The organism is Streptomyces bobili (assembly GCF_002154575.1).
Taxonomy (GTDB): domain Bacteria; phylum Actinomycetota; class Actinomycetes; order Streptomycetales; family Streptomycetaceae; genus Streptomyces; species Streptomyces bobili.
Window position 1 is genome coordinate 1 of sequence record NZ_MUBA01000649.1, and the last position, 10899, is coordinate 10899.

Annotated in this window: 10 protein-coding genes and 1 tRNA gene; 6 read left to right on the forward strand and 5 right to left on the reverse strand. The window is 72.6% G+C overall.

Translation table 11 applies throughout. The features are described from left to right. The first annotated feature begins 174 nt into the window (after positions 1 to 174). Both BZL64_RS35490 and BZL64_RS35495 read left to right on the forward strand, forming a co-directional pair. Positions 175 to 879, forward strand: a complete 705-nt coding sequence (locus tag BZL64_RS35490; protein ID WP_158101584.1) for a DUF4344 domain-containing metallopeptidase — start codon at positions 175 to 177, stop codon at positions 877 to 879. A 71-nt stretch (positions 880 to 950) separates the two neighbouring features. Continuing rightward, positions 951 to 1445 (forward strand): DUF3830 family protein, encoded by a 495-nt coding sequence (locus BZL64_RS35495; protein WP_167396250.1) that lies wholly within the window; start codon positions 951 to 953, stop codon positions 1443 to 1445. Here BZL64_RS35495 and BZL64_RS35500 read toward each other — a convergent pair. Together BZL64_RS35500 and BZL64_RS35505 are read right to left on the reverse strand one after the other, a co-directional pair. Continuing rightward, positions 1426 to 2817, reverse strand: coding sequence for an amidase (locus BZL64_RS35500; RefSeq protein WP_086773172.1), 1392 nt, complete (start codon positions 2815 to 2817; stop codon positions 1426 to 1428). The genes BZL64_RS35495 and BZL64_RS35500 overlap by 20 nt on opposite strands. 18 nt (positions 2818 to 2835) lie before the next feature. Then, positions 2836 to 3786, reverse strand: a complete 951-nt coding sequence (locus tag BZL64_RS35505; protein ID WP_086773173.1) for a D-2-hydroxyacid dehydrogenase — start codon at positions 3784 to 3786, stop codon at positions 2836 to 2838. 162 nt (positions 3787 to 3948) lie between these two features. On the opposite strand from BZL64_RS35505, the gene BZL64_RS35510 reads away from it, so the two are divergent. From BZL64_RS35510 to BZL64_RS35520, 3 genes are all read left to right on the forward strand, one after another. After that, positions 3949 to 4737 (forward strand): maleate cis-trans isomerase family protein, encoded by a 789-nt coding sequence (locus tag BZL64_RS35510; RefSeq protein ID WP_086773174.1) that lies wholly within the window; start codon positions 3949 to 3951, stop codon positions 4735 to 4737. Continuing rightward, complete coding sequence (locus tag BZL64_RS35515; RefSeq protein ID WP_086773175.1) at positions 4734 to 5465, forward strand: maleate cis-trans isomerase family protein; 732 nt, start codon at positions 4734 to 4736, stop codon at positions 5463 to 5465. The genes BZL64_RS35510 and BZL64_RS35515 overlap by 4 nt, the downstream gene beginning before the upstream one ends. Before the next feature lie 166 nt (positions 5466 to 5631). After that, positions 5632 to 6780, forward strand: a complete 1149-nt coding sequence (locus BZL64_RS35520) for an LLM class flavin-dependent oxidoreductase (protein WP_208639589.1) — start codon at positions 5632 to 5634, stop codon at positions 6778 to 6780. Here BZL64_RS35520 and BZL64_RS35525 read toward each other — a convergent pair. Then, the gene (locus BZL64_RS35525) at positions 6759 to 8606 is read right to left on the reverse strand and encodes a putative bifunctional diguanylate cyclase/phosphodiesterase (protein ID WP_086773176.1); all 1848 of its coding nucleotides are present in this window, start codon (positions 8604 to 8606) and stop codon (positions 6759 to 6761) included. The genes BZL64_RS35520 and BZL64_RS35525 overlap by 22 nt on opposite strands. Positions 8607 to 8969: 363 nt before the next feature. Here BZL64_RS35525 and BZL64_RS35530 point away from each other — a divergent pair, with 363 nt between their 5' ends. Continuing rightward, positions 8970 to 10181 (forward strand): M6 family metalloprotease domain-containing protein, encoded by a 1212-nt coding sequence (locus BZL64_RS35530; protein WP_244205717.1) that lies wholly within the window; start codon positions 8970 to 8972, stop codon positions 10179 to 10181. Between the two features lie 108 nt (positions 10182 to 10289). On the opposite strand, the gene BZL64_RS35535 is transcribed toward BZL64_RS35530, so the two are convergent. Together BZL64_RS35535 and BZL64_RS35540 are read right to left on the reverse strand one after the other, a co-directional pair. Further along, positions 10290 to 10366: transfer RNA gene (locus BZL64_RS35535), tRNA-Lys, on the reverse strand. Next, positions 10357 to 10899, reverse strand: a 543-nt coding sequence (locus tag BZL64_RS35540) for a bifunctional DNA primase/polymerase (RefSeq protein ID WP_086773178.1), incomplete at its 5' end; no start/stop codon positions are given. The genes BZL64_RS35540 and BZL64_RS35535, both read right to left, overlap by 10 nt.

Consider the following 10899-nt stretch of genomic DNA (forward strand, 5'->3'; position numbering starts at 1 on the left):
GGCCGGGGGAGGATGCCGAGCATGCGGAGACGGGGTGGGGGCGGTCATGGGCTTCGGTCGGGCCGAGCATGGGCCGGGCTGTCGGCGATGCTTCTACTGGGGGGCTGCGGCCTGTCAGGTGGCGAAATCGAGGGGTCGGAGACGAACGCACGGAGTCCTGCGGACCGAGGCTTCGTGGTCAGCTACGAACAGCCGTCCGCCGCGGATCTGGACGGAGCTTCGTTCCTTCGCGGTCGGAAGCTGATGGAGGAGGCTTCCGAAACCCTCGACGCATTCGTCGGCGTGGGCCACCAGGTGGGCGTCGTCGGCCGTTCCTGCGGTGGAGAAGGTTCCAGCTACGACCCTGAAGCTCGCCGGATCGAGATCTGCTACGAAGAGGTGGCGGAGGAACGCGAGCTCTTCCAGGGTGCCGGACACCACCCGGCTGACGACGAGGTTGTCGCCGTACTGGTGGAAACGGTCTTCCATGAAGCCGGCCATGCCCTCATCGACGCATTGGGCCTGTCCTACACCGATCGGGGCGAAGAGGATGCCGCCGACCAGTTCGCTGCTTTGATGCTGCTTCGCAAAGGCGTCAGCGGTGAGCGGCAGTTACGGGTGGCCGCCGAGGAGTACGGGCTCTCCGCGGCCGAGGACGAGATGGTCGAGGGCGAGGCGGCCGACGAGGACGAGGCGGCCGACGACGATGAGCACGCGCCGGACCGTCTCCGTGCTGCCAACCACTTGTGCTACCTCTACGGTTCCGCTCCCGGCCGGAATTCCGATGTGGCTGGTTCAACTCTCCTCCGCCGCGCACGTGCCGCAGGCTGCGGAAAGGAATGGGCTCTTGTACGCGGCGTCTGGATGAAGAATCTCGCACCCCTGCTGCGAGGCCAGTGACGTTGCCTGCGCTTTCGTCTCCCCCCGCCCGCAGCCGACGCCCCCTTGACCGCAGGAGGACCATGGAGCGTATGGCTGACCGATACATCGAAGTCTCGCTGGCCAGGCGCGGAATCAGCGCCACGGCGAAGCTGCTCGACGATCGCGCGCCGATCACCTGCGCGGCCGTCTGGGATTCTCTTCCGCTCGCCGGGGACGTCTATCACGCCAAATACGCGCGCAACGAGATCTACTCCCTGTTCCCGCCTTTCGCGACATCGGAACCACCACTGGAGAATCCGACGGTGACCCCCATTCCGGGAGATCTCTGCTATTTCTCCTTCGCGGGAGCGGAACTCGGCACCCAGGCCTACGGTTACGACCGCGAGGTCCGCGCCGGCACCACGGTCGTCGACCTGGCCCTGTTCTACGAGCGCAACAACCTGCTGCTGAACGGCGACGTCGGCTGGGTCCCCGGCATCGTTTGGGGGCAGGTCGTCGAGGGCCTGGAGGCGATGGCCGAGGCGTGCAACGACCTGTGGCGGACCGGGGCGGCGGGGGAGACGCTCAGCTTCCGCCGGAAGTGAATCCCGCCTCGTACAGCGCGTGCGCCGCCCGCAGCACGAGGTCGTCGCGGTGCCGCGCGGCCACGATCTGCAGGCCCACCGGCAGCCCGTCGCCGTCCGTGCCCACCGGGACCGTCGCGGCCGGCTGCTGGGTGAGGTTGAAGGGGTAGGTGAACGGCGTCCAGCCCGTCCAGCGCCGGTGCCCCGACCCCTTCGGCACCTCCGCGCCCGCCTCGAACGCGGTGATCGGCAGGGTCGGGGTGAGCAGCAGGTCGTAGTCGTCGTGGAAGCGGCCCATGCGGCGGCCCAGATCCATCCGGACGTCAACGGCCGCCAGATAGTCCAGGGCGCTGAACCGGGCGCCGCGCGCGCTGATCTCGCGCAGCCCCGGATCCAGCGACTCCCGCTGGTACCGGCCGAGATGCTGGGTCACGCGGGCCGCCCCCGCGAACCACAGGGTGTGGAAGGCGTCCACCGGGTCGCTGAAGTCCGGGTCGGCCTCCTCGACGTACGCGCCCAGTTCCGCCAGCCGCTCCACGGCTCGCCGGACCGCCGCCGCGACCGCCGGGCGCACGGCGACCTGGCCGCCCAGCGACGGCGAGTACGCCACCCGCAGCCCGCGCACACCACCGCCCAGCGCCTGCGTGAACGAGCCGTCGGCCGGGCCCAGCGCCGACCAGTCGCGGGAGTCGGGCACCCCGATCACGTCCAGCAGCAGCGCCGCGTCGGCCGCGTCCCGCGTCATCGGACCGACGTGCGAGAGCGTCCCGAAGGCACTGGCCGGATACAACGGCACCCGGCCGTACGTCGGTTTCAGCGCGAAGATCCCGCAGAACGCGGCCGGGATGCGCACACTGCCCCCGCCGTCCGTGCCCAGGGACAGCGGGCCCGCGCCGAGCGCCACGGCGGCGGCGGCGCCTCCGCTGGAGCCACCCGCGGTACGGGAGGGGTCGTGCGGGTTGCGGGTGATCCCGGTGAGCGGCGAGTCGGTGACACCCTTCCAGCCGTACTCGGGCGTCGTCGTCTTGCCGAGGAACACCGCGCCCGCCTCCCGCAGCCGGGCCACCGACGGCGCGTCCTCCTCCCACCGCCCGCCCGGGTCGACCGCACGGGAGCCGCGCAGGGTGGGATGCCCCTTCAGCAGCAGGATGTCCTTCACCGTGACCGGTACGCCGTCCAGGGCGCCCCGCGGCTCCCCGCGCCGCCACCGCTCCTGCGCGTCACGCGCCTGGGCGAGGGCCTCCTCGGCCAGGATCCGCACGAACGCGTTCACCTCCGGCTGGATCCGCTCGGCCCGCTCCAGGGCCGCCCGGACCGCTTCCACCGGGCCGAACTCGCCCTTGCGGTAACCGTCGAGGAGCCGGCCCGCGGTCACGGTGGTCAGGTCCGTCATGCGGTCCTCCAGAGGACTTCAGTGTCCGGGCACGTATCCGCGCTGCTTGTCGACCACGTTCCGAAGCGGCCGGCCCGCCACCCACCGCTCGAACAACTCCACGAACTGCGCGCCGAGTTCGTCCCGCCACCCGACCGTGTCCCCACTCATGTGCGGGGACACCAGGAGCCCCGGCACCCGCCACAACGGGCTGTCCGCGGCGAGGGGTTCGCTGGTCAGGACGTCCAGCGCGGCCCCCGCGATCCACCGCTTCTCCAGCGCCCGCACGAGCGCGTCCTCGTCGACGAGCTGCCCCCGGCCGACGTTCACGAAGCACGCGGAGGGCTGCATCACGCCGAACCGGCGCAGGTCGAACATGCCGCGCGTCCGCTCGGTCAGCGGCGCCGCGGCGATCACCCAGTCGGCGCGGGCGAGCAGCCGGTCCAGGTCGTCGGGGCCGTGGATGCCGGTGCGCGGGACCCGGCCGACCACCGCGGCGGTCACGCCGAGCGCCTTCAGCGTGCGGGCGATCTCGCGGCCGATGGGCCCCGAGCCGACGACGACCGCGCGCGTCCCGGCCACCCGCCGGCTCTCCCGGTGCCGCCACTCCCGCTCCCGCTGGAACTCCAGGGTCCGCGGCAGGTCCTTCGCCATCGCCAGCACCAGGGCGGCGACGTACTCGGCGATCGGCGCGTCGAAGATCCCGCGCGCGTTCGTCACCACGGTGTCCGACGCGGCCAGTTCCGGGCACATCAGATGGTCCACGCCCGCGCTCGCCGTGTGCACCCAGCCGGGCCGCGGACCCTCGCCGGGCCAGGCGGACCGCACCGCGTGCGAGGCGAAGTCCCACACCAGCAGAACGTCCGCCCCGGGCAGCAGTCCGGCCAGCCCCGCCTCGTCGGTGTGCACCACGCGGGCCCGCCCGGTGAGCCGGCCGAGGCGAGGCGGCGGCTCGGCGTCGAGGACGAGGAGCGTGGGAAGCGCGGTCATCCGATGCCCCTTACCCGGCGGGACCGAGGGTCTTCTCCCCCGGTCGTGACCAAGGTCTGACGTGCACGGATTGACCACGTTCGCACCCGAACCTACCGTCGTCAACACGGCCCGACGCACGGCTGGTTGCGCCATCCTGTCTCCCGGTGAGGGCGGTGCCCCATGGACGTCACCTTTCTCGGCGGCCCACGGGGTCAGCGCGGCCTCGGCGTGGTCGCGCCGTTCGACTTCGCCCTGGACCGCGAACTGTGGCGCTGGGTCCCCGACGACGTGTCCCTGCACCTCACGCGCACGCCGTACGTGCCCGTCGAGGTGAGCCTGGACCTCGCCCGCCGGGTCAGCGAGCACGAGACGCTCGGTGACGCCGTCCGCACCCTGATCGCCGTCGCCCCCGAGGCCGTCGCCTACGCCTGCACCTCGGGCAGCTTCGTCGCCGGGATCGCCGGGGAGCGCGCCCTGTGCGAGGCGATGACCCAAGCCGGCGCGACGCCGGCCGTGACCACCTCGGGCGCCCTCCTGGAGGCCCTCGCGGAACTGGGCGCCCACCGCGTGGCCCTCGTCACCCCCTACACCGAGTCCGTCACCCACGCCCTGCGGGAGTACGTCGGGCAGGCGGGCGTCATGGTCACCGGCTGCGCGTTCATGGGCCTCACCCGGCACATCTGGAAGGTGCCGTACCGGGACGTCGCCGACATGGCCCGGCAGGCGGTGAGCGCCACGGCCGCCGAGGTCCTCTTCATCTCCTGCACCAACCTCCCGACGTACGACGTCATCCCCCAACTGGAGGCGGAACTGCGCATACCCGTCATCTCGGCCAACCAGGTGACGATGTGGGCGGCGCTGCGCCGATTGGGTACCCGAGCCGTGGGGCCGTACCAGGCTCTGCTGGACGAGGGGGCGCGGAACTGGCCTCCCGCACTGCCGGAAGAACAGCAGGAAGGATGGACATGACCGCACTCGGATTCCTCTACCCGGGCCACTCCGCCGAGGACGACTACCCCCGCATCGAGCAGCTCCTGGGCAGTGACATCCGGGTGGACCTGGTCCACACGGACATCGGCGAGGACGCGCACCGCGTCGACGCCCTGCGGCGGCTGGGCGCGCCCGAACGCCTCGCCGCGGGCGTCGAGCAGCTGCGGCTGGCCGGCGCTGAGGCGGTGGTGTGGGCCTGCACCAGCGGCGGCTTCGTGCACGGCTGGCAGGGCGCCCACGAGCAGGTGCGCGCGCTGGCCCGCTCCGCCGGGATGCCCGCCTCCTCCACCTCCTTCGGCTTCGTCCACGCGGCGAAGGAGATCGGCGCGGCCCGTGTGGCGGTGGGCGCGACCTACCCCGACGACATCGCCGGGCTCTTCGCCGAGTTCCTGCGCGCGGGCGGCGTCGAGGTGACGGCGCTGCGCGGCTCCGGCGTCGTCACCGCCGCCGAGGTCGGCACCTGGGGCGAGGCGCAGGTGCTCGCCCTGGCCCGCGACGCCGACACCCCGGACGCGGACGCGGTCCTGCTCCCCGACACCGCCCTGCACACGGCCGCCCACCTGCCCGCCCTGGAGGAGGCCCTGGGCAAGCCGGTCCTCACCGCCAACCAGGTCACCGTCTGGGAGGCCCTGCGCCTCACGGACCGCAGGGTCAACGCGCCGAGCCTGGGAGCGCTGTTCGTCCGGGAGCCGATCGTGCAGGTGTGAGCGGCCGGCGTGCGGACCCGGCGGCCGGGCGCTCCCTATGACCGGCGCTCCCCGCGACCCGCGGTCTCCGGGCCCGGCGCTCCCCGCGACCGGCCGGGAATAACCGGGGACACCCTCCTGTTAGCGCCCGAAGGACAGCGGACGCCCAGAACGCAGGAGGAAACCCGTGGCGGCAGACGAGACGGCTGCAGGCGAGAACAGGACAGGCGAAGCGGCGGCCGGTGACGCGTCGGCCGACGGCATCCACGGCACCGCGCTCGGCGCCGCCCCCGTCCCGCTCTCCGTACTGGACCTGGTCACCGTCGGTTCCGGGCACACCGCCACCGACGCCCTGCGCACCAGCGTCGACCTCGCCCGGCTCGCCGAGGCCCGCGGCTTCCACCGCTACTGGGTCGCCGAGCACCACTCCATGCCGGGCGTCGCCTCTTCCTCGCCCGCGGTGATCCTCGCCCACCTCGCCGCCCACACCGGCCGCATCCGGCTCGGCTCGGGCGGCGTCATGCTGCCCAACCACGCCCCCCTGGTGATCGCCGAACAGTTCGGCACCCTGGAGGCCCTCGCCCCCGGGCGCATCGACCTCGGCCTCGGCCGCGCCCCCGGCACCGACGGCGCCACCGCGGCGGCCCTGCGCCGCACCGAGAGGCTCAACGAGGGCGCCGACGACTTCCCCGAGCAGCTCGCCGAACTGACCCGCTTCCTCGACGACGACTTCCCCGACGGGCACCCCTACGGGCGCATCCACGCCGTCCCCGGCCCGGTCCAGGCCACCTCCCCGGGCGGCGTACAGTCCAGGCACCGCCCGCCGGTCTGGCTCCTCGGCTCCTCCGGGTTCAGCGCCCGGCTGGCCGGGCTGCTGGGCCTGCCGTTCGCCTTCGCGCACCACTTCTCCGCGCAGAACACCGTCCCGGCCCTCGACCTCTACCGGGAGACCTTCCGGCCGTCGGCGGTCCTCGACGAGCCGTACGCCCTCATCGGTGTGTCGATGCTCGCCGCCGACGACGAGCGCGAGGCCCGCCGCCAGATCCTGGCCACCGGCCTGAACATGGTCAGGCTGCGCGGCGGCCGGCCCGGCCTGTTCCCCTCCCCGCAGGAGGCGGAGGCCCATGAATTCACGCCGCTGGAGCGGGAGTTCGTCGACTCCTGGACCGCGAACATCATCCACGGCACGGCCGACGAGGTCCGCTCCGGCCTCGACGCCCTGCACAAGCGCACCGGCGCCGACGAACTGATGCTCACCAGCCACGCCCACCGCGGCGACCTGCGCCTGCGTTCCTACGAACTCGTCGCGGACGCCTACGGGTTGCCGACCGCGTAGGACGCACCTGCCATCAGCTCGGAGATACGGTCCGGCGGCACCGGTCGGGAGTAGAGCCACCCCTGTCCGGTGTCGCAGCCGATGCGGCGCAGCCGGCTGGCCTGCGCCGAGGTCTCCACGCACTCCGCGGTCACGGTCAGCCCGAGCCGGTGCGCGAGGTCGATCATCGCCTCGACGACGACCTCGTCGGCCGGATTCGGCGGCGCCCCCGTGCCCTCGTACTGGAAGCCGCGCACGAACGACCCGTCCAGCTTCAGCACCGACACCGGCAGCCGGCTCAGATACGCCAGGTTGGAGTAGCCGGTGCCGAAGTCGTCGATGGCGATGTTCACGCCCATGTCGCTCAGCGCCTGGAGCGCCTGCAACGGCCGTCCCGCCGAGCCCATCACCGCGGACTCCGTCAGCTCCAGCTGCAGCAGCGCCGGGTCCAGCTGCGTCTCGGCGAGGATCTCCGCGACATCGGCCACCAGGTCCGAATCCCACACCTGACGGACCGCCACATTGACGCTCACGAACAGTGGTTGGTCGTCCGGGTGCGCCAACTGCCAGGCCCGCGCCTGCCGGCAGGCGGTGGCCAGTACCCAGCGGCCCAGCGGCACGATCGAGCCGTCCTCCTCGGCCAGTGCGACGAACCGATTCGGCGGCAGCAGACCGAAACGGGGGTGGTCCCAGCGCACCAGCGCCTCCACCCCCCGCAGCCGCCCGTCCGACATCCCCACCAGCGGCTGGTAGTCGAGCCGGAACTCACCCCGCTCGATGGCCGGCCGGAGCGTGGAGGCCAGCGCCTGCCGGGTCATCAGATGGGCGTTGCGCTCCGGGTCGAACAGCGTCCAGCGGTCCTTGCCGTCCACCTTCGCCCAGTACAGCGTGGTGTCGGCGGCCTGCATCAGTCCGGTGGCCGTGGTGCCGGCCGCGTGCCGCTCGACGACGCCGATGGACGCGGACACGTTCAGCCGCTGCCCCGAGAGGTCGAACGGCGCCTGCAGCGCCTTCAGTACGGACTCGGCGAGATCCGCCAGCTGTTCGGTGCCCGTGGAGTCCTCCACCAGCAGTGCGAACTCGTCCCCGCCGAGCCGCGCCACCAGCGGCACGCTCGGCCGGGTCCGTCCGGCCTCCTCCGCGCACACGGTCAGCCGCTCGGCGACGGCGGCCAGCAGCCGGTCGCCGACCCGGTGCCCGAGCGTGTCGTTGACCGCCTTGAACCCGTCGAGGTCCAGGTAGCACAGCCCGATCCGGCCGGTCCCGCTCTGCTCGTACGACTCCGCCTCCAGGGCGCCGGTCACCCGCTCGAAGAACAGGGTGCGGTTGGGCAGCCGGGTCACCGGATCGTGCATCTGGAGGTGGCGCAGCCGGGCCTGCAACTCCCGGTGACCGCTGACGTCGGTGACCGACAGCAGTACGCCACCCGGACCGCCGTCCAGCGGAGCCACCGTGACCTGCGCCCACAGCGAGCGCCCGTCGGGCCGTTTCAGCCGCCGTGTGCAGCGCAGTTTCGCCTGGCGACCGCGGAGCACCTCCCGGAAGGCGTGCCAGGTGCGCGCGTCGGAGGCCAGGTCCAGCAGGTCGGCGGCGGACCGCCCGACCAGGGCCGCGGGCCCGCCGCCGAGCAGCCCGCCGAGCGCCTCGTTGGCGTCCCTGACCAGGCCCTCCCGGTCCACGACCGCCATGGCCAGGGGTGCGGCCGCGAAGACGGAACGGTAGGCCGGTGGCCCTCCGTCGCTGTCCTCGGCGGCACCCCTACGAGTAGATGCCTTGATGTCACTCACCGTGACGGCCGACCGGTCGAGGTCTGCCGCGGGCGTCGGCCCTTCGGACGTTCCGCTCACCGCTCGCTCCCGCAGTGCACTCGATCGCTGTCCGCGCAGGAAAAGTCTGCCGATCATAGAGGCTGCCCCCGGACGTGCGCAGCCACTGCCCAGTGTCCCGGAACAACCGGGGTTTCTGACAGATCGTTTCTGCCCCCAGCTGGACCGGTTCTGCGGGCGGGCGACCGCTTGTGACGTTCCGTGAGTATTCCGGGGGTGTCGGCAATGATGCCCCGTTTCCGCGTCCTCACTCGTCTGGGGCAGACAAACAGGGCGTAGTACGACAAATTCCCACAGGCTGGGTGGCGGTGTCCCGCGAACCGCTCCCGGAGGTCTCCTGTGCCGCGACAGCTCCCGCGCCCCCGACTGCGCAGCACCGCGGCCATGTTCACCACCCTCACGGCACTCGCCGCGACCTGCCTCATCAGCGCCCCCGCCGCGGAACCCTTCTCGGCCACCCCCTGCGCCCTGAAACGCACGGACGCCCACCACTCCGAGGGCCTGGACACCTGGAACGCCGCCTACCCACGTCCCGCCCGCGCCCTCGACGCGGTCATGATCTTCCTGTCGTTCCCGGACTGGACACCGATGGTCCCCCCGGCCGAACTCGCCGCCGACCACTTCCCGGCCACCAGCCGCTACTTCCAGCAGGCCTCCTACGGCAAGTTCGCCCTGCGCGCCCACCCCCTGCAACGCTGGATCCGCATGCCGAAGCCGTCCACCGCGTACGCCATACAGCGGGACTGGAGTGCGGACCGCCGCGGCGCCTACCTGCGCGACGCCCTCGCCGCGGCCGACGGGCAGGTCGACTTCTCCCGCTACGACGTCGTGTACCTCGTCGCCGACCCGGACGCCCCCGGCGTGGACTCCGACGCCACCAAGGTCGTCAACATGAACACCCCGCTGCGCGCCGACGGCACCGACATCCGGCGGATCGTCACCGTCTTCGAGCAGCACCCGCCGGACCGGCTCGTCCTCGCCCACGAGACCGGGCACGTGTTCGACCTGCCCGACCTCTACCACCGCCCCACGGACGGCAAGGGCGACTGGGACACCCACGTCGGCGACTGGGACCTGATGGGCAGCCAGTTCGGCCTCGCCCCCGACCTGTTCGCCTGGCACAAGTGGAAGCTGGGCTGGCTGGAACCGCGCCAGGTGGTGTGCGTACCCCGCGGCACACCCACCCGGCTGACACTGGAGCCGCTGGGCGCCGGACCGGACATCCCGGTGAGCAGGGCCTCCGGCTCACCCGCCTTCGGACTCGGCAACGGCACCAAACTCGCCGTCGTCCGCACCGGCGCCGACAGCGCCCTCGCCTTCGAGGCCCGCGGCCGGATCGGCAACGACCTCGCGTCCTGCCGCTCCGGCGTCCTCGTCTACCGCGTCCAGAGCGGCGCGGAGTCCGGCCGCGGCCCGGTCGAGGTCGTCGACGCCCACCCGAGTACCGACGCCTGCTGGGGCGATTCGGTCTACCCGCCCCTCGCCGACGCCCCCGTCGGCGCCGGCGAGAGCTTCACCGTGCCGGGGGAGGACGTGAGGGTCGACGTGGAGGGCCGCACGGCGGCGGGCGCGTGGACGGTACGGATCACGGCGTAGCGGCGTCGGGCCACGCAAAAGGCCCCCACAACGCGCGGCGAAGCCCGCGCAGACATGACGATGGCGGCCCCTGTTCGCGTTTTCCGCGAACAGGGGCCGCCATCGACATGGTGCGCCGCCAGGGACTCGAACCCCGGACCCGCTGATTAAGAGTCAGCTGCTCTAACCAACTGAGCTAGCGGCGCCGGCTGACGTCGTAGACCTTAGCATCCGGATCCGAGGCGTGAGAAATCGATATCCGCACGGCCGCACGGGCCGCCCGGACGGCCGCCCAGAGCAGGATCTCCGGGCCCGGCAGCCAGGGGTGCCGGGTGTCCGGGGCGGTGACCCAGCGGGTGACGCCGCCGGAATCCTCCGAGGTCAGCGGGGCAGGCACCGTGACCGCGTCCCCGTTCCCGTGGCACAGCAACGGCGGCACCGTCCCCGTACGGCCGTCCCGGCGGCCGTCCGCGCTCCACTCCTCCCAGTCCAGCAGGGAGGGAAGCCGCTGGGCGGTGCCCGGAGCGGCGAACAGCAGCATCCGCCCGCGGAACGCGGCCACCGGCCCCGAACCCGGCCCCTCGTCCCACAGCCGGTCCAGCATCAGCCGCCCGAACACCGCCGGCGCGCTCACGACGTCGAAGACGGAACCGCAGGGCAGGACGACCGGGGCGTGCGGGTGCTCCTCCCACAGGGCGAGCGTGCTGCGGGGATACGTGCCGGCGGTGTTCGGGCGGCT